Annotated in this window: 37 protein-coding genes; 8 read left to right on the forward strand and 29 right to left on the reverse strand. The window is 63.6% G+C overall.

Annotated features, from left to right (window positions below; genetic code table 11):
- The first annotated feature begins 90 nt into the window (after positions 1 to 90).
- On the forward strand, positions 91 to 537 hold the full coding sequence (gene copM / locus I6H87_RS25355) for a CopM family metallochaperone (RefSeq protein WP_011617133.1): 447 nt from the start codon (positions 91 to 93) through the stop codon (positions 535 to 537).
- A 36-nt stretch (positions 538 to 573) separates the two neighbouring features.
- Entirely contained in the window at positions 574 to 1,953 is a 1,380-nt protein-coding gene (locus I6H87_RS25360; RefSeq protein WP_011617134.1) for a YncE family protein, read from the forward strand.
- Positions 1,954 to 1,988: 35 nt separating this feature from the next.
- Here I6H87_RS25360 and chrA read toward each other — a convergent pair whose 3' ends face one another.
- The 3 genes from chrA to I6H87_RS25375 form a co-directional block, all read right to left on the reverse strand.
- On the reverse strand, positions 1,989 to 3,221 hold the full coding sequence (chrA, locus tag I6H87_RS25365) for a chromate efflux transporter (protein ID WP_010809352.1): 1,233 nt from the start codon (positions 3,219 to 3,221) through the stop codon (positions 1,989 to 1,991).
- A 109-nt stretch (positions 3,222 to 3,330) separates the two neighbouring features.
- Positions 3,331 to 3,543: a hypothetical protein gene (locus tag I6H87_RS25370; protein WP_011617135.1), complete on the reverse strand. Its 213-nt coding sequence runs from the start codon at positions 3,541 to 3,543 to the stop codon at positions 3,331 to 3,333.
- 25 nt (positions 3,544 to 3,568) lie between these two features.
- The gene (locus I6H87_RS25375; RefSeq protein WP_010809350.1) at positions 3,569 to 4,192 is read right to left on the reverse strand and encodes a hypothetical protein; all 624 of its coding nucleotides are present in this window, start codon (positions 4,190 to 4,192) and stop codon (positions 3,569 to 3,571) included.
- A gap of 498 nt (positions 4,193 to 4,690) precedes the next feature.
- Between I6H87_RS25375 and I6H87_RS25380 the strand changes: the two genes are divergently transcribed.
- Complete coding sequence (locus I6H87_RS25380) at positions 4,691 to 5,035, forward strand: hypothetical protein (RefSeq protein WP_011617137.1); 345 nt, start codon at positions 4,691 to 4,693, stop codon at positions 5,033 to 5,035.
- Here the strand turns inward: I6H87_RS25380 and I6H87_RS25385 are convergent.
- From I6H87_RS25385 to I6H87_RS25480, 21 genes are all read right to left on the reverse strand, one after another.
- Positions 5,032 to 5,394 carry a hypothetical protein gene (locus I6H87_RS25385; RefSeq protein ID WP_041688087.1) on the reverse strand — a complete coding sequence of 121 codons (363 nt, stop codon included), beginning with the start codon at positions 5,392 to 5,394 and terminating at the stop codon, positions 5,032 to 5,034. The genes I6H87_RS25380 and I6H87_RS25385 overlap by 4 nt on opposite strands.
- 169 nt (positions 5,395 to 5,563) lie before the next feature.
- Entirely contained in the window at positions 5,564 to 5,740 is a 177-nt protein-coding gene (locus I6H87_RS25390) for a hypothetical protein (protein WP_011617139.1), read from the reverse strand.
- Positions 5,737 to 5,895, reverse strand: a complete 159-nt coding sequence (locus I6H87_RS25395) for a hypothetical protein (RefSeq protein ID WP_011617140.1) — start codon at positions 5,893 to 5,895, stop codon at positions 5,737 to 5,739. The genes I6H87_RS25390 and I6H87_RS25395 overlap by 4 nt, the downstream gene beginning before the upstream one ends.
- Positions 5,895 to 6,062 (reverse strand): hypothetical protein, encoded by a 168-nt coding sequence (locus tag I6H87_RS25400; protein ID WP_167686592.1) that lies wholly within the window; start codon positions 6,060 to 6,062, stop codon positions 5,895 to 5,897. Before I6H87_RS25400 ends, I6H87_RS25395 begins: the two co-directional genes overlap by 1 nt.
- Positions 6,059 to 6,478 carry a hypothetical protein gene (locus tag I6H87_RS25405; RefSeq protein ID WP_011617141.1) on the reverse strand — a complete coding sequence of 140 codons (420 nt, stop codon included), beginning with the start codon at positions 6,476 to 6,478 and terminating at the stop codon, positions 6,059 to 6,061. Before I6H87_RS25405 ends, I6H87_RS25400 begins: the two co-directional genes overlap by 4 nt.
- Before the next feature lies 1 nt (position 6,479).
- Positions 6,480 to 6,902, reverse strand: coding sequence for a hypothetical protein (locus tag I6H87_RS25410; protein ID WP_011617142.1), 423 nt, complete (start codon positions 6,900 to 6,902; stop codon positions 6,480 to 6,482).
- Between the two features lie 28 nt (positions 6,903 to 6,930).
- Positions 6,931 to 7,566: a glycoside hydrolase family 24 protein gene (locus tag I6H87_RS25415; protein ID WP_011617143.1), complete on the reverse strand. Its 636-nt coding sequence runs from the start codon at positions 7,564 to 7,566 to the stop codon at positions 6,931 to 6,933.
- Positions 7,566 to 8,330 carry a hypothetical protein gene (locus I6H87_RS25420; RefSeq protein WP_011617144.1) on the reverse strand — a complete coding sequence of 255 codons (765 nt, stop codon included), beginning with the start codon at positions 8,328 to 8,330 and terminating at the stop codon, positions 7,566 to 7,568. Before I6H87_RS25420 ends, I6H87_RS25415 begins: the two co-directional genes overlap by 1 nt.
- 2 nt (positions 8,331 to 8,332) lie before the next feature.
- A complete protein-coding gene (locus I6H87_RS25425; protein WP_011617145.1) occupies positions 8,333 to 8,860 on the reverse strand; it encodes a hypothetical protein in 528 nt (175 codons plus the stop codon).
- Positions 8,835 to 9,266: a hypothetical protein gene (locus I6H87_RS25430; protein WP_011617146.1), complete on the reverse strand. Its 432-nt coding sequence runs from the start codon at positions 9,264 to 9,266 to the stop codon at positions 8,835 to 8,837. Before I6H87_RS25430 ends, I6H87_RS25425 begins: the two co-directional genes overlap by 26 nt.
- A complete protein-coding gene (locus tag I6H87_RS25435; protein ID WP_041688089.1) occupies positions 9,266 to 9,592 on the reverse strand; it encodes a hypothetical protein in 327 nt (108 codons plus the stop codon). The genes I6H87_RS25430 and I6H87_RS25435 overlap by 1 nt, the downstream gene beginning before the upstream one ends.
- Positions 9,592 to 9,912, reverse strand: coding sequence for a hypothetical protein (locus tag I6H87_RS25440; protein WP_011617148.1), 321 nt, complete (start codon positions 9,910 to 9,912; stop codon positions 9,592 to 9,594). The genes I6H87_RS25435 and I6H87_RS25440 overlap by 1 nt, the downstream gene beginning before the upstream one ends.
- Positions 9,913 to 9,921: 9 nt before the next feature.
- On the reverse strand, positions 9,922 to 10,746 hold the full coding sequence (locus I6H87_RS25445) for a major capsid protein P2 (RefSeq protein ID WP_011617149.1): 825 nt from the start codon (positions 10,744 to 10,746) through the stop codon (positions 9,922 to 9,924).
- Between the two features lie 343 nt (positions 10,747 to 11,089).
- Complete coding sequence (locus tag I6H87_RS25450) at positions 11,090 to 11,803, reverse strand: ATP-binding protein (RefSeq protein WP_011617152.1); 714 nt, start codon at positions 11,801 to 11,803, stop codon at positions 11,090 to 11,092.
- A gap of 1 nt (position 11,804) precedes the next feature.
- Positions 11,805 to 12,287, reverse strand: a complete 483-nt coding sequence (locus I6H87_RS25455; protein WP_011617153.1) for a hypothetical protein — start codon at positions 12,285 to 12,287, stop codon at positions 11,805 to 11,807.
- The gene (locus tag I6H87_RS25460; protein WP_136227861.1) at positions 12,278 to 12,535 is read right to left on the reverse strand and encodes a hypothetical protein; all 258 of its coding nucleotides are present in this window, start codon (positions 12,533 to 12,535) and stop codon (positions 12,278 to 12,280) included. Before I6H87_RS25460 ends, I6H87_RS25455 begins: the two co-directional genes overlap by 10 nt.
- Before the next feature lie 3 nt (positions 12,536 to 12,538).
- Positions 12,539 to 12,817, reverse strand: coding sequence for a hypothetical protein (locus tag I6H87_RS25465; protein WP_011617154.1), 279 nt, complete (start codon positions 12,815 to 12,817; stop codon positions 12,539 to 12,541).
- Entirely contained in the window at positions 12,814 to 12,948 is a 135-nt protein-coding gene (locus tag I6H87_RS34755; RefSeq protein ID WP_255266280.1) for a hypothetical protein, read from the reverse strand. The genes I6H87_RS25465 and I6H87_RS34755 overlap by 4 nt, the downstream gene beginning before the upstream one ends.
- A 69-nt stretch (positions 12,949 to 13,017) precedes the next feature.
- Positions 13,018 to 13,488: a hypothetical protein gene (locus I6H87_RS25470; protein WP_011617155.1), complete on the reverse strand. Its 471-nt coding sequence runs from the start codon at positions 13,486 to 13,488 to the stop codon at positions 13,018 to 13,020.
- Complete coding sequence (locus I6H87_RS25475) at positions 13,481 to 14,551, reverse strand: hypothetical protein (protein ID WP_011617156.1); 1,071 nt, start codon at positions 14,549 to 14,551, stop codon at positions 13,481 to 13,483. The genes I6H87_RS25470 and I6H87_RS25475 overlap by 8 nt, the downstream gene beginning before the upstream one ends.
- 100 nt (positions 14,552 to 14,651) lie before the next feature.
- The gene (locus I6H87_RS25480) at positions 14,652 to 14,972 is read right to left on the reverse strand and encodes an XkdD/Y8K6 family phage-associated protein (protein WP_011617157.1); all 321 of its coding nucleotides are present in this window, start codon (positions 14,970 to 14,972) and stop codon (positions 14,652 to 14,654) included.
- A gap of 248 nt (positions 14,973 to 15,220) precedes the next feature.
- On the opposite strand from I6H87_RS25480, the gene I6H87_RS25485 reads away from it, so the two are divergent.
- Together I6H87_RS25485 and I6H87_RS25490 are read left to right on the forward strand one after the other, a co-directional pair.
- Complete coding sequence (locus I6H87_RS25485) at positions 15,221 to 15,547, forward strand: helix-turn-helix domain-containing protein (RefSeq protein ID WP_011617158.1); 327 nt, start codon at positions 15,221 to 15,223, stop codon at positions 15,545 to 15,547.
- A gap of 323 nt (positions 15,548 to 15,870) precedes the next feature.
- Positions 15,871 to 16,365 carry a 3'-5' exoribonuclease gene (locus I6H87_RS25490; protein ID WP_011617160.1) on the forward strand — a complete coding sequence of 165 codons (495 nt, stop codon included), beginning with the start codon at positions 15,871 to 15,873 and terminating at the stop codon, positions 16,363 to 16,365.
- 39 nt (positions 16,366 to 16,404) lie between these two features.
- Here I6H87_RS25490 and I6H87_RS25495 read toward each other — a convergent pair whose 3' ends face one another.
- The 4 genes from I6H87_RS25495 to I6H87_RS25510 form a co-directional block, all read right to left on the reverse strand.
- Positions 16,405 to 16,842: a hypothetical protein gene (locus I6H87_RS25495; protein WP_011617161.1), complete on the reverse strand. Its 438-nt coding sequence runs from the start codon at positions 16,840 to 16,842 to the stop codon at positions 16,405 to 16,407.
- A gap of 578 nt (positions 16,843 to 17,420) precedes the next feature.
- Positions 17,421 to 19,196, reverse strand: a complete 1,776-nt coding sequence (locus I6H87_RS25500) for an acyl-CoA dehydrogenase (protein ID WP_037025429.1) — start codon at positions 19,194 to 19,196, stop codon at positions 17,421 to 17,423.
- 110 nt (positions 19,197 to 19,306) lie between these two features.
- Entirely contained in the window at positions 19,307 to 20,362 is a 1,056-nt protein-coding gene (locus I6H87_RS25505; protein ID WP_011617163.1) for a phosphotransferase family protein, read from the reverse strand.
- A gap of 40 nt (positions 20,363 to 20,402) precedes the next feature.
- A complete protein-coding gene (locus I6H87_RS25510; RefSeq protein WP_011617164.1) occupies positions 20,403 to 21,191 on the reverse strand; it encodes an SDR family NAD(P)-dependent oxidoreductase in 789 nt (262 codons plus the stop codon).
- Between the two features lie 214 nt (positions 21,192 to 21,405).
- Here I6H87_RS25510 and I6H87_RS25515 point away from each other — a divergent pair, with 214 nt between their 5' ends.
- From I6H87_RS25515 to actP, 3 genes are all read left to right on the forward strand, one after another.
- Positions 21,406 to 23,136, forward strand: a complete 1,731-nt coding sequence (locus I6H87_RS25515) for a fatty acid--CoA ligase (protein ID WP_081225761.1) — start codon at positions 21,406 to 21,408, stop codon at positions 23,134 to 23,136.
- Between the two features lie 66 nt (positions 23,137 to 23,202).
- The gene (locus tag I6H87_RS25520; RefSeq protein WP_010809344.1) at positions 23,203 to 23,517 is read left to right on the forward strand and encodes a DUF485 domain-containing protein; all 315 of its coding nucleotides are present in this window, start codon (positions 23,203 to 23,205) and stop codon (positions 23,515 to 23,517) included.
- Complete coding sequence (gene actP / locus I6H87_RS25525; protein ID WP_011617166.1) at positions 23,514 to 25,085, forward strand: cation/acetate symporter ActP; 1,572 nt, start codon at positions 23,514 to 23,516, stop codon at positions 25,083 to 25,085. Before I6H87_RS25520 ends, actP begins: the two co-directional genes overlap by 4 nt.
- Positions 25,086 to 25,153: 68 nt before the next feature.
- Here the strand turns inward: actP and I6H87_RS25530 are convergent, their stop codons facing one another.
- Positions 25,154 to 25,570, reverse strand: coding sequence for a nuclear transport factor 2 family protein (locus tag I6H87_RS25530; protein ID WP_011617167.1), 417 nt, complete (start codon positions 25,568 to 25,570; stop codon positions 25,154 to 25,156).
- Positions 25,571 to 25,730: the final 160 nt, after the last annotated feature.

The raw sequence follows: 25,730 nt of genomic DNA on the forward strand, positions 1-25,730 counted from the left end.
TCCATGGAATAGTCCACGCCCTCCATGTGTATACGCAGGTACCCCCCGGCCGCCGGCTAACGCCAGGCCCGGTAGAAAGGAGACCCTGCAATGCAACGGAGAACCCCAAGCAATGGCGTCGGCACCGCGGCACGCATCGTGCCGGCGCTGCTTCTATGGGCTGCAAGCTTTGCCGCGCCAGCCCAGGAAACCCACCACCATCACCAAACCACTGCGGGGCAGGTGCCGCCGCCCTTTGTCGCCAGCACCGCAAAACCGTTTGCCGGCCTGATGGGTGACGCCATGGCCGTAATGGATCACGGTATGGCGCAGGCAGCCATGAACGGCATCCCCGACCACGACTTTGTCACCATGATGATTCCGCACCACCAGGGCGCGATCGACATGGCCAAGGCGCTGCTGCTGTATGGCAAAGACCCGGAGTTGCGCAATCTTGCACAGGCCATCATCACCGAGCAGCAAAACGAGATCCGCCTGATGCAGGCCTGGCTCCAGCGCAGCCAGGCCAGGGCACCTGGCGCCACCAATCCTCGCTAACCGGCGGACATACACCGCCCGCTTCTGGACCGAATCATGAAAAGACATGCCCTTATCCTTGCCGTGGCCGCGCCTCTCGCAGTCGCCGCGCCGCAGCCACAGGATCGCGTTTACACCGCCGACCAGAACAGCAACACCGTTTCAGTGATCAATCCGGCGAGCAACACCTTGCTTGGGCAGATCCGCCTTGGCAACGCGCGGCCGGACGTGCTGTCGCCGCTTTACAAGGGCGAGCTCAATGTCCACGGCCTTGGCTTCTCGCCCGACCATCGGACCCTGATCGCGATCTCGAACGGCTCGAATTCCGTCGCGTTCATCGATACCGCGACCAACAAGGTCAAGGGCATTGCCTATATCGGCCGCTCACCGCATGAGGGCTTCTTTACCGCGGATGGAAAAGAGGTGTGGGTAGTCGTGCGCGGCGAAGACTATATCTCCGTCATCAACCCGGTGACATTCCGGGAAACCCGCCGCATCCAGACCACGGCAGGGCCGGGCATGGTGCTGTTCCATCCTGCCGGCAAGCTCGCCTTCGTGGTGTCCAGCTTCAACCCCGTGGTGGATGTCATCGATGTCAGGGCACACAAGGTGGTCAAGCGCCTCAGTGTCACCAGCCCGTTCTCACCGTTCCTGCAGTTCACGCCGGACTTCCGCGAGGTGTGGATGACGCACAAGGACGTGGGCAAGGTCACCCGCATCGACACCGAGAAACTGGAAGTGAAGGGCGTCTTCGACTCCGGCTTCATCACCAATCACCTTGCCTTTGCCAGGACCGCGCGTGGCACGTTCGCCTATGTGACAGTGGGCGGCGAAAACGTGGTCAAGGTATTCACCACCGAGGCCGAACCGCGGCTGGTCGCGACCATTCCGGTCGGCGCGCTGCCGCACGGCATCTGGGCTGCCGATGACAGTTCACGCATCTATGTCGGGCTGGAAAACGGCGACGCCGTCGACGTGATCGACACCGCAACGAACCAGGTCACGACCCGCGTGCCGGTTGGCCAGGCGCCGCAGGCACTGGTCTATGTCTCCAACGCAGTGCCAGGCGGCGACGGGACCGCCAACCTTGTGCAGAGAGCGAACAGCGATCCGGTCAACATCGCCCTTAAACCGGTCCGTGGCGATGCCAAGGGCTTTGTGGTCGCGCGCAATCTCGGTGTCGTCGACGCATTGGAAGTATCCCTGTTCAAGCTGAAGCCGCAAACCACGTACAGCGTCTATGTCGCAGGGCAGGCCACGCCCGTGGCAAGCTTCCGCACCAATGCGGCCGGCATGGCCAACGGCACCGCCATTGGCCCGCTGCGCGAAGTCGTGACGACGCTTTCGCCAAAAAGCGCCGCGCCAGCGAAGCTGATCGTCATGGAGGGCGATGCGGCGGCGGATCCGGCCGCGGCGGTGTTGGTGAGCGTGCCGTGATCTGAGCGTGGCGACCTGGGTTGGCGGATCCCCGGCTAGAGCGCCAGGATCCACCCACCCAGCGCCGCGCCGGCCACCACCAGTACGGGGGACACGCGGCCGTAGACGAGCAAGCCGAAGGCCGCCAGCGCCAGGCCGAAATCCGCCTTCGAGTGGATCGCGCTGGTCCACACCGGGTCGTACAGCGCGGCGGCCAGTACGCCAACGACGGCTGCATTGATGCCACCCATCGCGCTCTGCACCCCGTCGCGCTGGCGCAGGCTTTCCCAGAACGGCAATGCGCCGGCCACCAGCAGGAACGCCGGCGCAAAGATCGCGAGAAGCAGTACCAGCGCGCCCACCCATCCACCCAATGGCGCGGGCGAGAGCGCCCCGAGGTACGCGGCAAAGGTGAACAGGGGACCCGGAACTGCTTGTGCTGCGCCGTAGCCCGCCAGGAATGCATCGTTGCCGACCCAGCCAGGGGGCACCACGCCAGCCTGCAGCAGCGGCAGTACGACATGCCCACCCCCGAAAACCAGCGCTCCGGCCTGGTAGAAGACCGACACGGCCGACACCGCCATCGAACCAGTCATTGCGGCAAGGGCCGGGAGCAGCACCAGCAGCACGCCGAACAACGCGAGAAGCAAAGCGCCGACCCGGCGACTCACACCGTAGTTGAGATGCTGGGCAGGAGGCAGATGGTTCAGCTGCAAGGTCCAGCGCGCAACCAGGCCACCCAGCACAATGGCGGCAACCTGGCCCACCGCACTTGGCACCGCGAGGACCAGAAGCGCGGCCACGACCGCGATGCCGGCACGCAGCCGGTCCGGACACAGCGACCTGGCCATGCCCCATACCGCCTGTGCGACAACCGCCACGGCCGCCACCTTCAGGCCGTGGACTGCCCCGGAATCCGCAACGCCGGACCAGCGCGCAATGCCAAAGGCAAACAGGACAAGTGCAATCGCAGAGGGCAGGGTAAAGCCCATCCAGGCGGCCAGCGCGCCAAGCCAGCCCGCCCGCTGCAGCCCCAGCGCCATGCCAACCTGGCTGCTGGCTGGCCCCGGCAGGAATTGACACAGCGCGACCAGGTCCGAGTAGCTCTTGTCGTCCAGCCAGCGGCGGCGCTCGACGAATTCGGCTCGGAAGTAACCGAGGTGCGCGATCGGGCCGCCGAACGAAGTCAGGCCAAGTTTCAGGAACGCCCGAAGAACCTCTGGAGCCGTGCCACGTGTGGTGGTTGCGTCAGCGGCGCGGTTTGAGTCCTGGGCGGGGTTGGTGGGCATCGGCGGTTTCTCGGTTAAGGCTTCATCGGCCAGTTATGCCTCCCAAATTCGGCCTTACCATATGCGGAATTCCTGTGGCTCCGCAAAAGGCGTGGCCGAGCAGTCGGCTTCAGTCCAACAAAAACCCGCCCTCGAACGGGGCGGCGTAGTTCGCGTCGGCGCGCAACGCTTCGAACTCCGGCATGTCCGCGAACGGCGTCACCCGTATATCGACCTGGCAGCGCCATTGCTCAAGCGAATCGGACTGGATGGCCAGTGCCAGGTGGCTCTTGTGCTTGCGCGACGGATACCGGAAACCGACCGGCGCTCCATCGCCAGTCAAGTCCCAATGATTTTTGACGTCGACATCAGCTGATCAGATCCGAACTGCGCGAGGGCAGCGCGGTCAACTGCGCGATCACCCAGCCCTGCCGCTCGCCGGCGGATTGTGCAAGGTGGCCACGCTGCGCGGCGGTAAGTGCCGCGCGCGATTGGAACGCCTTGCCCGCCAGCATTTCGGCAGGCGTCAGGTCGTCGAAGGCATCGACCGGGGTGACCCAGAACGCATGGATTTCGCTACTCGGCAGGTTCTTCATCTGGCGCAGCACCGGAACCAGCAGCTCCGGCACCGGCGGCGCGAATTGCCAGGCCGGGAAGGCGCGGCCGATCGCCTTGCCGCGCGGGGTGACACAGTAAAAGCGTGCATCCTCCACTGCGCGGTATAGTGTCGCCTGCGACATGGCCACCAGACCCTGTGCAATGACCTCCGAGGGCTTCAGATATGACACGGCGAGCCGGTTCTCGACATCTGCCGCCGGCGAGCCGGGGTGTCCGAGCGTTGCCGTCAGGCACTGGCGCACGATGTCCATCACGCGGGCACGTTCGCCCACGTCGATGGTGTGTTCCAGTTGCTCGTCGATGTCGTGGACCAATTTCTCGACCAGTTGGGGGCCGACCGCAATGGCGGCCGGCACGTGGGTACGCGGTGTCATATCAAACTCCATCAGATGACAACCCGGGGCGGGGCGAAGGCGGGGGGGATGCTCGCTTCGCGATCAGATCGCGCACAGGACAACCGATCTTGGGCTAACGACGCTAGAGCCAACGCCAGGACGGATCGGGATTGGCACCTGCACTTTACTCAACTTTCTCAGGATTCTCAAGTTTCTCGCAGGGACCTTGCGCCGGTCGATCTGCCGCATCGTCATGGTAATGGCTCCTGCTGGCATGACGGGCTCCCGCGCGCTGGAAGCCGTCAAGCTTACGCCTGCCAAACTCGGACATTTGAACTTAGCCAGAACCGGACATTACCGCTTAGCCGCTACATTCTATGCGCGCATAATAAGTGTTATGTCAAATCCCATCCGTAGCTCTGCAACCCAATACTGGCGCGGCTCTCCGGGCACCTAAGCACCGATTTCCAAGCGCGTCGACAATTTATCCCCCACGTGTCACCCGGCACCGTGGGGTTTTTTCGTCATGGGTCACAAATGCCACAACAACAATACGCAATCCCCTCCGAATTCGCCCATTGGGCGCGCAGCATCCCTCCCGAATATCTCGCCCGCTATCTGCGGGTCACCCCTGCCACCGCGCGCGCCTGGCAGTCAGGCAAGCGCCCGGCGCCCTGGTGGACCGTGCACGTGCTTCGGCTCGATAAGCTTGAGCGCGACGAGATGGCCCGCCAGATGGGCTATGCCCACCTCCTGCCGAAGCTGGGGATTGTCAGCGGCGACGTGATCCAGCTCCGGCCACGACGCGCGCAGCCGAAACCGGCGCCGGTCGGGCCGGCCAGTGTCACGCCGCTGCCGGAACCCGGCCAGATGCAAGCCTAGTCCTTGCCGATGGACGTGTTTTTGTAGAAGTTGTTGGGCAGGCCGGTGAATGACTCCATCGAATACTTATCACCATCTGCCGGCCTGTCCTGACTCACGTAGCATCCCGTGAACATCTGCACGCACGGCTGGCCCGATATGTCGCGCTTTTCCTCTGCCTGCTGCGATTGCCCCATGGTCATGGACAGCGCCATGTGAGCCGCTGTCCCAGCGCCGGAAACCATATCGCCGTACGGGTTCTTCTTCAGCATTTCCGCGGTGCCCCGCGCCACCTGTTGCATCTGGTCCTCGGTGCCGACATAGCGAAGCCCACAGCCCGCCAGCGCCAGCATCATCACTCCCGTCAACATCGTTCGCATAACCCCTCCCGTTGTTTTCCGGCAGTGTAACGAAAAAAACCCGGCCTAAAGCCGGGCAATCCCCTGTGCAGCGCGATACCTGGTTAGCGCTTCTTGCGCTTCCGGAACTGGCCGTTGGCCTTGCGCGGCGGCGTACGTCGTTTCTTGGTTGCCATGCTCTCTCCTGTTGTCACCACAAAACGCGGCCCTGCTGGTCCTTCAGCGTGACCGTCCCTTGATCAGCGATCCACGTCTTGAGCCCCGGAAAGCGCGACAGGATGACGGCGGCGCAGATGACGCCGCCGATCACAATCAGCGTTTCCCGGCCGATCTCAGCCGGCGTGGGTATCCAGCCGCGGCCGCTCATCGGTGCCCCTCGATGTGACGGTCGATGCGTTCATGCGCCCTCCCGATGTCCTTGCGCATGTTGCGCAGATCGGCACGGATGCCACCGTAGGCGGCCCCGGCCCCCATCAGCACCGTGACCAGGTACTTGAGCGCATCGACCGTCAGCGCGTCCATTACTCGGCCTGGCCCTTTTCCGGCAGGAACACTGCCAGCGCCGACAGCACGGCGGCGACCACCGCGGACACGGCATTGACCTTGGTCGGATTGGCGCCGACGATCACCGCCAGACCGGACAGGCCGGCCATGGTGGACGGCTCGCGCAAACGTTGCAGAAATTTCATTGTGCTTTCCTCACTCGCGGGTACACAAAGGCCGCACCGCCCGCGTTCTCGGTGACAGTCCACGCATTGGCAGGCCGCGCGGCAAACGTGCCGGCGTAGCCGTCCATCGAATAATCCGGCGTGCGGTCGCTGCCCACCAGCGAACTGATGAACGTGCCAGCCGGGCAGGCAAACGACGCATCCCAGGTGCGGCCCTCGGCAAGCGCGCGTTCGCACTCGGTCATGTCCGTGCGGGGCACGCCCAGCACGTCACCGATACCCAGCACCGCCCCGCTGGCCGCATCCCCCACCGCCCCCACCAGGGCGCTCGCTGCACCCGCAGCCACACCCTGAATCCCGCCGTTTTTTTTTACGACATAGGCGATCGCCGCGATGGCGGCGCCGGCGAGCAACAGCTTGGCGGTCGTGTCTTTCATGTCAGCCGCCCGTGGCCCAGCCCAGGTAGTTGCCCAGGCTCGGGCTCTCCACCTGCGAGCCGAACGTGTAGGCACCGTTCATGCTGCCAAACTGGCCCGGCGTCCAGCCATCCGTGGCGTCAATGCCGAGCTGGCCGATGTAGCCGTTCTGCGCGTTGTATTCCAGCGCGTTGGACAGCCCGCCGCCGAACACGCCCGTGACCGGCGCGCCGCTGATCACGGCATCCGGCGAGCCCGAACGGAACGCGCCGATGATGCTCGACACCAGCCCCGCGCCTGCGGAGGCGTAGGCAATATTCCGCTGCGCGCTGTAGTCAGGCCGCAGCTGCGCCGCGGTGCCCATCGGCACGCCTGTGGCCGCCGTCGCGGCGCGCGATCGCAGCGCGAGGAACGCCATCGCGCCCACCGCTGCAATCAGAAGCAAATCCGGGCCTCCGCCCCCTGCCGCTGCCTTAGCCATTCACTACACCCCCTGCCGCTTGATATGCGGCCTGCAATCGTTCCAGCGCCACTTCCGGCTGGCCGTACCCGGCGCCGGGCATGGACGCCCAAATCTTGCGCACCTTGCGCACCGCCAGCGCGAAGCGGCCCGCGTCCACGTCACCCAGGGCGCCCGCTTCGCGGATCAGTTCCAGCGCCGCCGCGTCCTGGCTGGCCGGCGAGAAGTCCGTCAGGCCCAGCCGGGCGGCCAGCGTGTCCCACGTGCGGCGCAGGAACTGGTAGGCGCCTGCCGCGCTGCTGCTGATCGGCTTGCCGTTCGACAGGGCGGTCACCACCTGGCGCGGATGATCCGCGAAGGAATCGAACTTCCCGCCGCCGAACAGCATGCGGTATCCGTCATTGCCTGCGGTGCCCTCCCCGGTGCGAATCGTCAGCAGGAAGGCGGCGCGATTCAGTTGTGCTTGCCCCATGTCGGTGTCCTCAGTGCCGCCGAAGAAGTTGCCTTCGGTGGCGTCGTAAAACAGGTTTTCGGCCTGGTCGATGAAGTCCGGCGACTGCGCGCCCGGCTCTTCGCTGCGCTGCCAGTCGCGCCACACCACGTAGCCCACGGCGGCCAAGGCCAGCAGCGCGAACTCGTAGCGCGTCATCAGATCGCTTCCTCGAAGAACTCCGCCGTGACTGTCAGATTGGTGTTATTTGCCGTGCCAAACCACATTACGCCCTGCCCTGGCTCCAGCGTAATTGGCTCCTGAAACACCTTCTGCGCGATCACGTTCGCGGCCAGATTGGACGTAAATATCGAATTGAGACCCCCCTCCCCGCTTGGGCTTGTAGTCGTGTCTTCGCGGCCCTGCGCGACACTCGCCGCGCCCCACTTCTTTGGCACAATGCACGCCGCGTTCGCGCTTCCAATCGCGCTGTTCTTCCACGTCATGCCAAAGGCTTGTGCGGTCTGGCTCGATACGTCTGCCGTCTTCACTACCAGCCGCTTGCCGCTGCCGACTGGGTTCCACAGTTGCGGCGTCGGCCTGTGCGTCGCGTCACCGATAGTATTGAAGGACGCCAGAAACGCGGCGCCGCCCAGCGTGCGGGCCTTGCCGCCGTCGATCACATCGACGGTGCCGGCAATGCGCTGGTCGAAGAAGTCCCCCGATCCAATCATCAGGTATCCGGTCAGCGCTACGCTTCCCCGGTTGAACACTACCCAGCGCGTTACCTGCTCGCTGAATCGGAAGCCCTGCCCCGGCTTCAGGCTGATATTGCCCTGCGCGAAGTTGGGCCGAATCTCGATCTGCGCGAACGGGTCTGCCGCCGACAGGAACTGCACGCGGTCCCCGGCCACGTCGATGGCCTGGGCACCACCCGCAGGGATGTTCAGGTCGTACTGCTGTACGGATTCAATGATGCCCACGGTCACCCCTTCATTTTCGATACGGCCACGATGCCCGCGATCGCGAGCGCGCCGGCCACAAGGAATTTCTGACCGGTGCCAATCTCCTGCACGTTGTCATAGGCTTTCGCCACGTTCTGTGTGGCCGTTTCGTTCACCGCCCTGGCGGTGCTGGCCGTGTCCTTGGCGAAATCGATCAGCTTGCCCATGCCGGCCAGCAGGCCGTCAGCGTTGATCCTGGACTGATCCAGATTCAGCTTGAGGCCGTCTCGCGCCATCCCTACCGCGTCGGCAGTGGACTTGTAGGTGGTTTCGCTGTTCGTCTTGGCGAAATCGAACGCCGCCGCAATGGAGCCGGCATCGGTGTAGCTGAGGTTGGCCGATACCTGGTTTCCGTCGCCCGACACCGAGATGCCGCCATCGTTGACGGTGCGGCGATCCACGTTGTTCGTGGTTGCCGCCGTGCTGCTGGCGTTGCTGCTGGACCGGTTGCAAGGCGTGGCCGGCAGGCCCAGCGCCAGCTGCTTAACTTGCCACGGCTTGAGAATCATGGTTTCCCCGCTTGCGCAGCGTCACGGCCTCTACGCCGTAGCCGATGCGCTTCAGTTTCTTGATGAGGCCGGGCCGGCACGTCTCGATGCGGATCGCATCGAACGCCGCGCACTGCCGCTCGATCAGCGGCAGCACCCCGGCCACAATGTCAAAGTCCGCGCCGCCATAGGCCAGCGCAATCTCGGCCTCGGTGCCGTGCGCGTACTGGTGTCCGCGCAGCACATACCAGGCCACCGGCTCGCCGTCCCGATAGACCCGGCAGAAGGTGCCGCCCGCCACGCACTCAGCCGGCGCCATCAGGCCCCGGCTGGTGTCGCTCTTGGCGTGCGCGCCGAACGCGCTGTCAACCTCGGCCAGCAGTGCCGGCGTCCAGGCTTCCGGTTCGATCCTGATGACGGTTTCCATCAGCCGCGCCGTGCGAAGGCGATGGCGACCGCCGCAGCAGCCAGCAGCACCATTGGGTTATTTAACAGCGACAGCGCGTTATCCGCCGTCGCCTGCACAGCGCTGGTCAGCGTCGGCAAGGCGCGCGCCTCACTGCCTCCGGTGGCTACCGTCCAGCCTGAGCCGTCGAAATGCTGGTCAAACATGCCCCCGCCCGACACTGCCGCCTTATTGCCATCCGGGCCACCCAGCGTACTGGTCAGCACCTGCGACGCGCCCATGATGGCGGCGGTGTACGGGTTCGAGTACATGGCGGCAGATGCCGCCCCGCCCATGGCCGGAGTCATCAGGGCTTCCCGGCCAGCAGGTAGATGACGGCGCCCGCCACCAGCAGCGGCATCAGGCCACCACCGAACAGCGCAGCCGCCGGCGTGGAGCCGCGCGGCGCCGTGGTCAGCACCGCACCGCCCGGCGTGATGACCGCCGCCGTGTTGGTGTTCTGCAGCGCCCGCACGGTCTGCACGTCGATCAGACGCGACAGCCCGTACTTGAGCAGGTCCGCCCCGCTCTGCGCCAGCGGGTTCAGGTCGCTGGCGTCAGGCGCCGCACTCACCATCGGATCGGTGTAGTACGACTGGGGCTGAATGCTGTCGGTCCAATCACCCATGACGCCCCCTTACAGGTTGAACGGCAGGTCGATGCACTCGACGTAGACGTCGATGCCGTCCGCAGCGGTCAGGAACGCATTGAACTCCAGCGCCGCCGCATCGGCGGTCTTGAGGGCGCCCGACTGATTGTTGTCGAAAATGAAGTCCACGCAGTAGTGCTTGGGCTGCGGCACCTTGCGCTGTTCCTGCTCGATGAAGCGCGCCACGCGGCTGGTCGCGTCCCATACCACCAGGCCGTTTTTCTTGACCTCGACGCGGTTCAGGTTGCCGTCCGTGGTCGACGTCCAGTCCGTGCCGGTGTAGATCATGTGGATACGCTTCAGGAGCGCACCCTTGGCCGAGAAGTTGATGGGGAACTTGCCCGCCACGCTGGTGGAGGCCGGGAAATACAGCAGCTTGTGGATCAGCTCGCCCGCGCCCTGGCCTTGCGGCGGCGTGAGGAACATGTAGCCGGTCAGCGTCGGCGCGGTGGCGCCCGCGATGGTGATTTCCAGATTCATGTTATCCGGCCACGCGGTCAGGTCGAAGCCGCCCACTTCCTTGCCGTCGATGCTCGGCGCGTCGCGCTCGGTAAAGTCGATGGTCAGGAAGTTGGCATCGTCGTAGATGCCCTTGTACTTGTTGATCAGGTCCAGCGCGGAGCCCTTCACGTTGTACACCGTGCGGGCGCCGATCTTGACCTTGATGTCGGTGATCATCGCCTTCGTGAGCGCGGTGCCGCCCAGGGCGAGCACAATGCGGGTCAGCGTGTTGGAGTAGCGCGGGATCTGCAGCGTGGCGACGCCGCTGTTGACCACGTTCAGGAACGGGGGCAGTTGTTGGAGGATTGCCATTTCTCGGTGTCCTTTTCAGCCGGCCAGTGCGGTGGCGACGATTTGGTTTGCCACCGGCACGCGGCGGGCGACGTAGATCACGGCCAGCACCAGCGCCGTGGTCTTGATTGCGTTCTTGATCTCGCTCATGGCGTTAGCCCAGCAGCTTGGCGACGGAATCGGGCAGGAACTTCTTGCCCTGATTGATGATGACCAGCGCAATGGCGGTCATCGCCACGGCCTTGCCAATGTCCTTCACGCTCATGGTTTTCTCCCCGAAAGTGCGTGTCTGCAATGTCGGGGCTAGCCCCCGCTTGAGCCTTCACTATGGGCAACCCAAGCGGGGCAGCGCAAGGGGCGCCCGTTACGTTACGTTGGGCGCGGGTTCGGCCAACGTACGTACGTTACGTACGGGTTTTGGGGTGTTGCTCCCCAGCGACGGCAGCACGCCGGAGACGGTTTTCCCGGTCTGCATGTCGCGCTCGATGAAGTCAAAGCGGCCCGCGTCCTTGTCGGCCACCATGGCCCGCACCTGGTCCTGCGAGACCGCCAGATACCGACTCATGGTGCGGACGTCGTTCTCGTCGTTCAGGCGGCTGCAATGGATCATCGTGCAGTTGCCCAGGAACGTCTTGTCGATCAGCGCCGGGCGCTGCGTGACCCCGAAAATGGTCAGCGCCTCATGCCGGCCCTGGCGCGACAGCACCGACCACGAATCCGGCGTCTCGGCCGGGCTCGGTCCGGTCACGTCCGCCAGCTCTTCCACCACCAGGCACAGGTTCCCCGCGGCGAACACCAGCTCGCACAGCGTGTCGAACTTGTCCGGGTAGGTCTTCTTGCGCTTGCCGGGCCGGTAGACGATCCGGAAAGGCCCATCGCTGCCAGCCGTGACCACGGCCTCGACCACCTCGCGCAGGTCGGTCATGACCTCGCCCTGGTCGTATTCGCCCAGCGGATCCCAGATCAGCAGGCGCGGCGGGTTGCCCCGATCCAGTACGCTCTTGAGCCATCGGCTCTTGCCGCTTCCCGACGCCCCTACGACGCCAATGATTCGTGCGGTGTTATGGCTTCCCGCCATGTCATCCCCTTACGGCAGGCAAGCGCCCGCCCGTGTCTTCCATGTTCTCGCCCAGGTGCGACCGCGACTGCGGCGGCACCACCTCAGCGGGCGGCGCGTTGTCCACCGTACGTTCGGCGTCCTGCTGTTCGCGCCATGCCTGGTGCGCCACGTACGTGGACAGCGCCAGCGGCCCCGCCACCAGCAGCAGGCCGATTTCCGGCCCGGACATGAGCCCGCCCACGTTGAGGCCGTACTTGTCGGCCACCGGCACGATGGCGGCGGCCAGCGCCTTGATGGTGTCCTTCGTGTAGATGCTGGGCAGGTACGGCAAGGCCGGCGACAGCACCGTGACCAGCAGCGTGAGGGACATTTCCCACTCGACGGCGGGATCAACCGGCTCCGGCTCGCCCGGCAGCAGCGGCAGGCCCTCGGGCTCGACCGATTCCGCCGCGTGCGCCTTGCGCCGGAGCATGTCCATGGTATTGGCGTCGATCACCCCCATACGGATAGCTCCCCTTGTTCCAGGGCGCCCGGCCCCGGCGTGGCGGGCATGGTTTCCGTAACGTTACGTACGTACGGGACGCCATCGCCCAGGATGAAGCGTTCGCGGATGCGTTCGTCGGCCTCGTCAGAGCGCGCGAAGAGCTGGATCCCGCAACCGGGCGCGGTGCAGTTGATGCACACCCGCCCGTTTTTCATGGGAGACCAGCGCGCGCCCTGGCCGCACACCGGGCAGGTGCATTGGGTCATGGCTTAGGCCCCCTGCCCTGCCAGCAGCGCGGCGTTGAGGATGCCGGCAACCATGTCGGCGGCGGTGGTGTTGGCCGGCATGTTGGCCAACGCGGTTACGCCAGCGGCCTGCATGGCCTCGGTGGGCGCGGTCGGCGGCGAGAGCTGGGCGTCAGCCATGCCCAGGACCATTTCGGCCTGGTGGTGGGCGGCGCCGTACGCCGTATCGCCAGTGTCGCGCACATGGGGCTTGAGGCTCTCCACGGCGGCCAGCAGCGCCTGCATTTCGGTCAGGATGGTCATTGCTTTTGCTCCCTCAGTTCATCCAGCGCCACGGCCATGTCCCGCAGCAGTTCCTTGACGGGGCGCGGCAGCACGCTCCCGAAAACCAGCAGCGCCGCATCGGCGCGATCCTTGAAAGACCTCTCTTCCACTTCGTTTCCCCTCTACGTTGGCGCCTTTCGGCGCGAAATCCGTTTCCGTTACGCGTAACGAAAACCCATTCAGTCCTTGTGCATCGGGAACGGCCACTCGCTCTCCGCATATCGCGACGCCGGCGACCCCAATTCCGTTACGGGTTTCGTCGTAACGGAATTGGCGAGCCCGCTGCGCGCGGCTTCGAGCTCGCCACGCAGTGATGCAATCACGGTGCCGGAGTCGATGGCGTTCTGCCGCCAGCGGCGCAGCGCGATCAGCTCGTCGTTGAGCTCGTCGATGGTTTCGTGCGCTTCGGCCAGCTCGGCCCGCACGGCGGCCAGCTCTTCCGCGAGCTCGTCCGCGTCGCCCTGGTGCATCAGGTCGGGCACGCCCGGCGCGGCGTACGTGGAAATGCCGTCCGCCTTGAGGCGCGCGCGGTATTTGGCCTGGCGCTCGGCATTGGTCATCGCGCCGGGCTTGCGCGGTCGCCCAGGCCGGCGCTTCGTTTCGACCTCGGGCAACAGCTCGCCCGTCACGTTGTCGGCGGCATCACGCATGGCGTACCCCTTTCTGCGCTCTTGGCTTGACCAGGTCAGCGAGCCGGCCGGGCGGCTTGCCCGCGCGGCCCGCCGCGACCTCGGCGGCAAAGGCCGCTTCCCGCGCCGCGGCTTCGGCGGCGGCAGCCCTTGCGCCCTCGCGCTGGGCCCGGATGCGCTCGGCGTGTTCGGGCAGCCAGTCATCGCCCTGCGCCTTGTCGACCAGGCTGGCGAGGAACTTGAACGGGGAACGGATGCCTCCGGCCTCGATAGCGCCCCGCCATTCGTCTAAAACCGCTTGGGATAGGTCAGGGCCTATGGGCGACAGTTTTTTTGCAATGTCGGCCCTTCTGGCCTGCGCGATGCCGATCGGCCAGTGCAACCGATCCTCCCAGGCGAGGCCGCCCCCCTCTTTTGCAAGCCGGCGCGCAGCGCCCTCCCCCACCGCATCGGCCGGCCCGTGGCGTTCCTCTGAGGGCGCGAAGCCTTCGGGTTCGTGTGGGTGTTGGGGGTCCAGCTCGCCCTCCCGCGCCGAAGGCGTGGGGGGCTGTTGATACTCCCCCCGGCGGCGAAGCCGTTGGGGGGTAGGGGGGGAAGGGTTTAAGGTGTTACCGGTATCCGGATGTGTGTCGGCTTTCGCGTTTTCGGGTCTGTCGGCTTCTCTGTCGGCTTCTTCCCTGAAACCCGCGCCGTTATTGCCTTCTGAGGTGTCGGCTTGTCTGTCGGATTGACCTGTCGGCTTACTGTCGGCTTTTTTTCGGACGTTTTTATCCGTGTCGGCGAGCGGACAGAAAAAAACGAGCTGCTTGTCACGCGACCCGATGCGCACCAGGCCGTGTTTAACGAGCTGCAGCGCCATGCGGCGGATCGCCTCGATGCTGGGGATGGTGGCCTTCACGCCCGGCCTGGGCTCGATGTAGAGCCATTCCTTGAGCGCCTGCCAGGAGATACGCGGGGCCAGTCCTACGGCCCCGGTGCGGAAGTCCATGCGCGGACGAATCGCCATCACGTACATGCAGATGGCGGCGTAGTCCATGCCGGACAGGGCCGACAATTCGGCCTCATTGAGTTTGAGCGCGGGCATTGATGGTCACAGCACCCAATGCACAATCGCGAAGACCACCATCACCAGCACCATCAGCGCCCAGGCGATCACACCCGCGTCTGCTTTCTCTCGCGCCATGTCAGCAGCCCTCCGCCTTGTTGATGGCATTGCCGACCAGCACCAGCGCCTTGCCTACCTTCGGATCATCGGCGTGGCGGGCCAGCGCGACATACGCTGCATTGAGCGCCTCCAGCAGTTCCGGCGCGGTGGCCATCAGGCGCGCATTGGCTTCTGCCTCCGTTCCAGGACTTGCGCAGTACACCACTCCCACTTCCATCAGGAAGCGGTCGCCCCGCTGGCTCTCGGGATAGATATGGCAAATCGACTCAGCGCTCTTAACGTTCTGGTGGTTCCACGTTGCGAACCACGGACCCGGCGTATGGGAATTTTGTAACGACATGTGACCACCCCTCTATCCTCACCCTGCCATTTGGAAGATCCCCATCGGGGAAGAGGCGCCGCCTGCCAGCGGATCAGGCCGGCCCTGGCGGGTGGGATTCCAGGCGGCGGCGCGTCTGGTGTGAACTGTAGTCACCCTGGGATGACACGTCAAGCATGGATGACGTCATCCTCCATTGCGCTTGACAGTCATCTCCCGATGACTATCCTTCGTCCCGGGTGGAGTGCTTTTTTAAAGGGGTGAAAGTGATGAAAACTACTCTTGAATACGTCGACGCGGTCAAGATCAGGCTTGACCTGCCGTCTGATTATGCGATTGCCAAGTCCCTCGGCGTGTCGCGTCAGGCCGTCAGCCAGTACCGCCAGGGCAAGGCTGCTTTTGATGACCTTACCGCCGTGCGCGTGGCGGAAATCCTTGGTCTGAATCCGATGGAAGTGATCGCCGCTGCCAACCGTGAGCGGGCGAAAAGCGAGGATGCGCGGCGCGTGTGGACCGGCCTTTTCGACCGTTTCGCCGCAAATTTTGAGACGCTCTGCGAGCACCTCCGGATAGCCCAGACCCCGCGTCTGGCCTAGCCCGCAGAGCTTTTTCCGGATGGGACTAAGTGTTATGTTAAATCAAGAAGGTTGCGCCGCTGGCTGGAGCAAGCGCTGCGTGCAGTCAGTGCTCCAACGCAAAAGTGTGCACGAATTCGTCGGATTTAGCCCCGAAAGTGACTCTGTGATTTCTTTTGAGACCTCGTGCACATCATTGCGCAATAGGTCGACGCCTCTGCATTCCGTGCATGCCTTTCTGCCTCCAACGCACTTGTATAACGTGCGAGAATCCCTATAAGCATGATTCCTGTAGACGTCCGGTGGGCTCCGATTCGAAGATGCCTCGCCCGTCTAGACCTTCGATGCTGATATTCCTGGATACCGAGTTCACCAATCTCACTAAGCGAAAATTGATCAGCATCGGGATGGTGTCGGAGGATGGCCAGCACGCTTTTTACCGAGAACTACGGGATTTCGATCTCGATAACTGCAGCCGTTTTGTACGAGCCAACGTTCTACCCCTGCTCGGGCGTTTCCAGGATGCGGCCGTCGATCGTGCAAAACTCACAGATGACCTCAGACAGTGGATCGACACCCTTCCCCGCAGCTTAACCATTGCCTGTGATAGTGACTGGGATTGGGAGATCCTTTGTGAGATCGTAGGAAATCCACTCCCGGCAAACATCTCCGGACGATTTGATCTGCGTCCGCTCATTGACACGACCGTTTTCCACAAGGCCGTGTGTCGCTACCACGATGATTCTCATCAACCGTGGCACCACGCTTGGCATGATGCGCATGCTCATCGTTTTGGTTGGCTGGCGTGGAACGATACGCGGAGACGCGCGAAGCTGTAAAAAGTGGCCAACTCGCTATCAAGATCAAATGCTCAGTCCTCAGGTTCCGACGGCAGTGTCGCGCATCACCACAACGCCCGGATCGCAATGATCGTGGCCCGCCTGGTTGGCTTCCTCTTCCTTTTCAAATTCGGCGGCTTCCGCCAAGTTCGGCGTGTAGCCTACGTCACCATCCTTCGGGCAAACCTGGTAGCTGCGATCGAGTGGGCCCATGATCAGTGTTACCCACCTCGTCGTTAGCCCAAGGACTTTATCGATAAGTTGGGAAACCTGTTCCGTAGTGTCAACGACTGAACTGGGCTCTGTTGCAAAGATTCCCGGGCGAAAATCCTCCAGGAGCTCTTCCAGCATCTCGCGGATGTAATAGATCGCCCCGTCCCCTTCAGTCGATAACCCAGCCGCGGTCAGCAGTCCCCGGTAATTCATGAGCTGAACTAGGCGCTCAACTCGAATGCACCCTTCTTGGTATGAAATCATTTGCTTTATCTCCCCAAGGGTGCCCTTTTCCGCTGTGTATATTCGTTGGCGCTGCACGCCGCTTGTCTACTCTAGCTTTCCCTCATCTTGCAAGGCTGCTATTTCGACAAGGTCAACTGCCCAGAAAAGTCGTTTGTGTACGCGCTCTATGATGCATTAAGGTTCTCACGCGATGAACTGAGACAGATGTTGATAGAGCTAGGATTGATATCCTCCGGCTCACGTTAGCTCCCACCATGAGTCAAAGGGACTGCGATTCCTGCTGACTCGAACTTTTGACTCCGCAGCCGTTACCCAGTTCGAAAGTTGGGTGGAGACCGAGACGTGCAAAGAAGGCTTGAGGATGGAGACTGCCCAAATCCGTGATCGAATGGCGCCTCCCGGCCATGAGCGGCCAATGGCTTTCTACGATGCAACGGCCGAATCTGTACAGCTAACAGTCATCCACAAGATATGAGCGCACCAATAACCACCACGGCTGTCCCTCAATTGCCCAGCCTATCAAGACCATAAGAAGCTCATTTGACGGCACAATCAAGAGCTGAGATTTCGCCAGAGCGAACCAGTCGGTCGTCACGTTAAACCCTAAAGTAGGTCACCTCCACATCTCCAGCCGTCGCGGCGGCACACATAGCCGAAGACTGCGAAAGGACGTGCTCCGCGAAGAAAAGCGCCGTGGCGATCTTGGCGGCGTAGAAGTTCGGATCCTCGGCCGATTTTGCATCTGCAGCGAGCATCGCCCTGGCCAGTTGCCAGCCGGAAAATACGATGCCGCACAGCTTCAGGTACGGCACGCTGCCGGCAAAGACCGCGTTCGGATCAGCCTTGGCGTTGGCAACGACAAATTCCACCACGGCTTCCAGCGCGGCGCGGCCCCTGGCCAGCTGCGCCTGCACCGCGGTGAAGGCAGCGCCGCCGTGTTGGCCCAGCGCGGCTTCGGTTTCCACAATCTGCGCACAGATAGCGCGCGCGACGGCGCCGCCGTCGCGCACGGTCTTGCGGCCGACCAGGTCGTTGGCCTGGATCGCCGTAGTGCCCTCGTAGATCGGCAGGATGCGAGCGTCGCGGTAATGCTGCGCCGCGCCGGTTTCCTCGATAAAGCCCATGCCGCCGTGCACCTGCACGCCGAGGCTGGTGACATCGATCGACAGTTCGGTGCTCCAGCCCTTCACCACCGGCACCATGAACTCGTAGAACGCCTGGCTCTGCCCGCGCACGGCTTCGTCGGGATGCTGGTGCGCCGCGTCGCTGGCGGCCGCGGCCACGTAGGCCACCGCGCGCGCGCCTTCGGTCAGCGCGCGCATGGTCATCAGCATGCGCTTGACGTCAGGGTGGTGGATGATGGTCACCGCCTCGCGCGCCGAACCATCGACCGGGCGGCTCTGCACGCGCTCGCGCGCAAAGGCCACCGCCTGCTGGTAGGCGCGTTCGGATACGGCGATGCCCTGCATGCCGACCGAGAAGCGTGCCGAGTTCATCATGATGAACATGTACTCGAGGCCGCGGTTTTCTTCGCCGACCAGCGTGCCGATCGCGCCGCCATGGTCGCCGAACTGCAGCACCGCCGTGGGGCTGGCCTTGATGCCCAGCTTGTGTTCGATCGAGACGCAATGCACGTCGTTGCGCGCCCCGGTGCTGCCATCGTCATTGACCAGGAACTTGGGCACGATGAACAGCGAGATGCCCTTCACGCCTTCAGGCGCGTTAGGAGTGCGGGCCAGCACGAGATGCACGATGTTCTGCGCCATGTCGTGCTCGCCGTAGGTGATAAAGATCTTGGTGCCGAACACCTTGTACGTGCCGTCGCCCTGCGGCTCGGCGCGGGTGCGCACCGCGGCCAGGTCCGAGCCCGCCTGCGGCTCGGTCAGGTTCATGGTGCCGGTCCACTCGCCCGAGATCAGCTTGGGCAGGAAGGTGGCCTTCTGGGCGTCGGAACCTGCCGTCAGCAGCGCCTCGATGGCGCCGTCGGTCAGCATAGGACAAAGCGCGAATGACAGGTTCGCCGAGTGCAGCATTTCGTGACAAGCAGTCGCGATCAACTTCGGCAGCCCTTGACCACCGAACTGTTGCGAATGTTGAATTCCCTGCCATCCGCCTTGCGCGAATTGCTGGAAGGCCGGTTTGAACCCCGGCGTCGTGATCACCTCCTCTTCCTGCCACCGGCTTGGCTCCAGATCACCGACTCGGTTTAGTGGTGCAACTACTTGCTCGCTAAACTTGGCAGCCTCCTCCAGGACAGAGTATGCGGTTTCCCGTGAAGCCTCCTCAAATCCAGGCAGTCTATTGATAGCCTCAAGACCGGCTAAGGTGTCCAAGACAAAAAACATTTCTTTAAGAGGAGCACGGTACGTCATTGGCTAGTGTCCCTAAATGAGCGAATTTGAGCGAAGTGCAAGAAGGCTGGGGGCTATTGCCTGGAACATGACCAAGACATAGCCAAGGAAGTGCGTCACCTATGTCCTCATCAGGACAGCGCATGCGCCTTACGATTGCGGATGGCCTCATAGCGCATCGCGTAATGCCATCCCAGGTCGGCTGTCGGTCTGGCCTTTCGGCCAGTCTCGACGGCATCCGCAGCGGCAGCGTTGCCTTGCCGTGCCCTCTCTGCAATACCAAACATAATGGCGGCCAACCTGAACAGGTTGTAGGCAATGTAGAAGTCCCAGTGCTCGAGACCCGCACTGCCGTTGGCTTCGGCATACCACTGCAAATATGTCTGTTCGCTCGGGATACCGAGGCCTGCGAAGTCGAGATCAGCGATACCGCGCCACAGCGATGAAGGGATGTGCCAGCTCAGGCAATGATAGGCAAAATCGACGAGCGGATCTCCCAGCGCGGACAACTCCCAGTCCAGCACCCCGATTACCCTGGACTCGCTCGGGTGAAAGACCAGATTGTCAAGGCGGAAGTCGCCATGGACGAGTCGCGTCTCCTCGACCGCGGGGATGTTCCTTGGGAGCCAGCTCATCAGCGCTTGCATGGCGGAACTTTCGAGCGCGCCAGTGGCGCGGCTCTGGCGCGTCCATCCGGCAATCTGACGCGCCAGGTAGTTACCGACAGGACTGTAGTCGGCAAGCCTTACGGCCTGGACATCGATGCGGTGCAGCGCTGCCATCACGCGATTCATCTCCGCGTAGATGGCACTCCGCTCGGCGCTTTGCATACCCGGCAGCGATTGGTCCACCATTACCCTGCCATCGAGGTACTCCATCAGGTAGAACGGGCTGCCAACCACGGACAGGTCTTCGCTGTACAAGTACACGGCGGGGACGGGCACATTACTGCCCTGGAGCGCGCTCATGACGCGAAACTCGCGGTCGATGGCGTGCGCCTTGGGCTGGATGTGCCCGGCAGGCTTCATCCGCAGCACGTAGCGGTGTGCACCGGAGGAGACCAGGAAAGTCGGATTGGACTGGCCACCGGTAAGCCGGGTGGCAGTAAGCGATGCCTGGTTGATCAGCCCGCGCGCGTGGAGCAGCCGGGCCAGCGCGTCCCAATTGCGGTAAGTCGTATCGTTCATTGGACTGTCCTTTGGCTGGTGTGGGAAATCGCGTGACGCATCAGAGCGAGCTGACCAGATGCCCGCCGTCGACGGGCAATACGGCGCCGGTGATGTAATCGGATGCCCCCGATGCCAGCAGCAGCAAGGCGCCATCAAGCTGGGAGGGCTGTCCCAGGCGCCGTTGAGGAATCCGCCGGACCATCGCTTGCCCGCTGGCCGTGTCGAAGAAGGCGCGATTAATCTCCGTAGCAAAGTACCCCGGCGCTAGTGCGTTGACGCGGATGCCATGGCGCGCCCATTCCAGTGCCAGCGATTGCGTCAGGTGGATCAAACCGGCCTTTGCGGCCGTGTATGCGGGAACCTGCTGCGCCACCCGCAGACCCAGAATGGAAGCGATATTGATGATGCTGCCCTGCCGGCCAGCTTCGCGCATCTGCTGCGCGGCGTACTGCGCCACACGCCAGGCGCCGGTGAGGTTGGTATCGATGACCCGCGCCCAATCCTGCTCGCTGGTCTCTAGCGCGGGCCCGGTGGTTGCAATGCCAGCACTGTTGACGACGATGTCCACAGTTCCCCGCGCCTGCTCGGCCTGGAAGAATGCGCCGGATACGGAATCGGGGTCACACACATCCAACTGCACAACACATCCGTCTGCGCCCATCGCCCGGATCTCTGCCAGCAAGCGCTCCCCTTCGGCGAGTCGGCGGCCGGCAAGCACTACGCGGCATCCAGCGTTTGCCAGGGTCAGCGCGAAGTGGCGGCCAAGCCCGCCGAATGCGCCGGTCACAAGTGCCACTTTGCCCTCCAGATCGGGAAAGACAGGTTGTGGACGAGGTGGGGAAGCCATATTTGCAGTCTCCTTCGACGCGGTTGTCGGAGCGCAGGTTAAGCCATCACGTCTGGGAAGCCAGCCACCCGAACGGGGAGGCACCTCACAATGCCCCCGGGGGCAACCCTCAGGATGCCCGGTGCCTCCCCTATTGGGGGGCTGGAAAGCCGTGCCACGGCGCTTACGCTGGCAGGCATCCGGCGTCCCTGGCGCTGCATGCAAGTCATGGCGCATGCTGCCCAGGCCGCTGCCACAGCGATCAAGGAGCTCCTCCGTGACACGGCCTACCCCAATCCACCGCACGCCGTCGGCGTATGCCTATCCGCTGCTGATCAAGCAGCTCCTGCACGCGCCGCTGGCGGTCAATCCGGAACAGGAAATCGTCTACCGCGGTCAGGTGCGGCACAGCTACTGGACCATGCGGCACCGAATCGGCCAACTGGCCAGCGGCCTGCAATCGCTCGGCATTGCACAGGGCGATACGGTGGCAGTCATGGACTGGGACAGCCACCGCTACCTCGAAAGCTACTTCGGCATCCCCATGATGGGGGCGGTGCTGATGACGGTAAATGTGCGCCTGTCGCCGGAACAGATCGCCTACACACTGAACCACGCTGGCGTTAGGCTTCTGATGGTCCACGCCGACTTCCTGCCGGTCGTAGCGGCAATCCGCGACCAGCTGGAATCCGTCGAGTGCCTGGTGCTGATCGGCGACGACACGCTCTCTCTCGAGAGCGCGCCGTTGGCCGAAGGCTTTGTCGCCGAGTACGAAACGCTGTTGGCCGCTTCGCCACCAGACTATCCCTTTCCCGACTTCGACGAGAACGCACGGGCAACTACCTTCTATACGACCGGCACCACCGGTTTGCCCAAGGGGGTGTATTTCAGCCATCGGCAGATTGTTCTCCATACGCTGGCGACCATGGCGGCACTGACCAGCGCGCCAACTCAGGGACGCGTGCATCGGGACGATGTCTACATGCCGCTGACGCCGATGTTCCATGTGCATGCGTGGGGAATGCCCTTCGTGGCAACGGCGCTTGGTATGAAACAGGTCTATCCGGGGCGCTATGCTGCGGACCAACTCCTTCAGCTGGTGCAGAGCGAGCGCATCACCTTCTCCCACGGAGTGCCTACGCTGCTCAACATGATCCTGTCGCACCCGGATTCGGCCGCGGTCGATCTGAGCGGCATGAAGATTATCGTGGGCGGGTCGGCGCTGCCCCGCGGCCTGGCGCAGGCCGCCATCGACCGCGGCATCGACGTGTTCACCGGCTACGGCATGTCGGAGACCTGCCCCATCCTCACACTGGCGCAGGTGAAGACCTCGCTGCTTGGCAATGCCACCACCGAACTCGACGTCCGCACCAAGACAGGCTTGCCGGTTCCGCTGGTCGACCTGCGCATCGTCGATGACGAGATGCGCGACATTGCGCACGATGGCAAGGCCAGCGGCGAAATCGTGGTCCGCGCGCCATGGCTCACGCAAGGCTATTTCGGCAATGCGGCGGAGTCCGAGCACCTGTGGGCCGGTGGCTACCTCCATACCAACGACATTGGCTCGATCGACAGCGATGGCTATTTGCAGGTCACCGACCGCATCAAGGATGTGATCAAGAGCGGTGGCGAGTGGGTGTCGTCACTGGAGCTCGAAGACCTGATTTCGCGTCACGCCGCGGTGAGCGAAGTGGCGGTTATCGGCATCAAGGATGCGCGGTGGGGCGAACGCCCGCTGCCGTTGATCGTATTGCGGCCGGGACAGTCGGCCGGAGCAGAAGAGATCCAGGAGCATCTGCGCGATTTCGTCCGCCGTGGCGCGATCTCGAAGTATGCGGTACCGGAACGGGTGCTCTTTGTCGAGGCGATCGAAAAGACCAGCGTGGGCAAGATCAACAAGCGCCTGCTCCGCGACAAGTACCAGGCCGCCCCGCCCCCCTCCCCCAATTCCGGCACCCACCCATGAGCCGGTAGCCAATGCCGGCGTGGCAAGTGCGTTCTCACTAGAAAACCCGCTTCAGGAGACAAAGCAATGCAAGCTTTCACCACAACAGAGCGCATCAGGCGCCATCCCAGGTTCGGCGAACTGGTCCGCCGACGCGCTCGCCTCTCGCGGGCCTTGCTGGCCCTGGTCCTCGCCCCCTTTCTCGCGCTGATGCTCGCGGTTGCAATGCAGCCCCAGCGCCTGGCCGAGCGGCTTCATCCGGAAACATTGTTCAACCTTGGCATCGTCCTTGCCATTGGAATCATGCTGCTGGGGTGGGGGGCGACGTGGTTCTACGTGCGCCGGGCCAACGGCGAGCTGGAAGCGATGGTGCAGCAGATCCTGTCGGAGGCCGGACAATGAATCTCCAGGCCATTTCCATGTTCCTGCTCTTCGTCGCGCTGACGCTGGGCATCACGTACCGGGCCTCCTCGCGCACCCGGACCGCCAATGACTTCTTTACCGCAGGCGGCGGCATCACCGGCATGCAGAACGGCCTGGCCGTGGCGGGCGACTACATGTCGGCGGCCACGCTGCTCGGCGTGGTCAGCCTGGTCTATGCGCGCGGCTTTGACGGCCTGCTGTATATCGTCGGGTTCTTCATCGGCTGGCCGGTCATGCTGTTCCTGATGGCCGAACGACTGCGTAATCTCGGCAAATTCACCTTCGTCGACATTATTTCGGACCGGCTCGATCCCGTCAGCACGCGCTGCATTGCAGCGGCCAGTAGCTTGGTGGTGGTGCTGCTCTACCTGATCGTGCAAATGGTCGGCGCCGGCGAGTTGGTGCAGTTGTTGTTCGGCATCGACTATGTCTATGCCGTCATCGGGGTCGGCGTGCTGATGATGATCTATGTGACTGTTGGCGGCATGATCGCGACGACATGGGTGCAGATCGTCAAGGCAGTGCTGCTGCTGTTCGGCGGCTCGTTGCTGATGCTCCTGGCGCTGGGGCATTTCGGCTTCAGCCTTGAAGCGCTGGCTGCCAGGGCAATCGCGGTGCACCGCAGCGGCCCCGCCCTGCTCGCGCCGGGCACGCTGTTCGCCGATCCGGTCTCGGCGCTCTCGCTGTGTGTGGCCACCGTGCTCGGGCTGTCGGGACTCCCGCATATCCTGATGCGCTTCTTTACGGTGCCGAATGCGTGCGAAGCACGCAAGAGCGTGCTGGTAGCCAGCACCTGCATCGGTTACATGTTCCTCGCCATGTTTGCCATCGGACTTGCGGCCATCGTGATCGTCGGTACCGATCCACGCTATTTTGAAGGCGGCCATGTCGGCGGAAAGCTGCTCGGCGGTGGCAACATGGTCGCGATGCACCTGGCCAGCGCGACCGGCGGCAACCTGTTCCTCGGGTTCCTGGCGGCCGTCGCCTTTGCCACGATTCTCGCCGTGGTGTCGGGCCTGACGCTGGCCGGTGCTTCGGCGATCTCGCACGACATCTACGCCGGTGTCCTACGGCGCGGCACTACCACCGAGGCAGCCGAGATCGCCGTCACCAAAAAAGCCACGCTGGCCATCGGCATCGTTGCGGTGCTGCTGGGGATTGCCTTCAAAGGGCAGAACCTGGCGTTCCTGGTCGCGCTGGCTTTCAATGTAGCGGCCTCGGCGAATTTCCCGGTGTTGGTGCTGTCGATGTACTGGCGCGGCCTGACCAGCCGCGGCGCGGTCTGGGGCGTGGCGTCGGGCCTGGCGTCGTCGGTCGCGCTGGTGGTACTTTCCCCTGCCGTCTGGAAGAACGTGCTGGGGCACCCCTCAGCCATCTTTCCGTACGACCACCCGGCGCTGTTCACAGTCCCGCTCGCGTTCCTGGTCACATACCTGTGCTCGCGCTTCGACCGGAGCGCCAGGGCCGAGGCAGAGCGCCAGGCCTTCGACGCGCAACTGGTCCGCGCACAGACCGGCCATGGGGCGGCGGCACCATCCAGCCACTGACCCCTGGCGCATGACCCGGCGCGGGTAGCGCGCCACACAGACGTGCAACCCGCTGCGGTAGCTCCGTGCTAGGTCGCTGCAGGCGTCAGCGCGGCATAGAACGCCGCGTTGTCCCAGTAAGCGCGCATGAATTCGATCCTGCCATCCGTGTCCATACGAACGATAAAGACGTGCGGCAGCGAGAAGGACTGGCCTCGGCTTGCGATCCCTAGCACGTCCCGAGCCTGCGTGCCCGTGATGGTGACCTCGGCAATTGCGGTGCGCTGGTCATCGTCACCATAGACCGCAGTGACCTGGTTGCTCAAATCCGGGAAACCATCCATCAGGGCGCGCCAGATTGTCCTGCCGGCATCGCCGGCCGGCCCCTCGAGCCTCATGGGGACATAATCGATACGCGCATCTTGCGAAAACATGGCGAGCATGCCGTTTATGTCATGCTCACGGTAGCGCGCGAAGAACGCCTTGACGATCTCGATTTGGCTCATCACAGATCTCCCTGGAAATGGATCATGGGGCAGGCCGGCATGGCGCCCGATAGGTCCGCCACGCCCGTGCAGTCATCATCATCTCGCTTCGCCGAGCCCTGTCAATGCCCCTCCCCGAACGGGGGGCTGCGCCAACGCCGGCAGCCGGGAATGGCCTGGC

Source organism: Cupriavidus necator (assembly GCF_016127575.1).
Lineage (GTDB): Bacteria > Pseudomonadota > Gammaproteobacteria > Burkholderiales > Burkholderiaceae > Cupriavidus > Cupriavidus necator_D.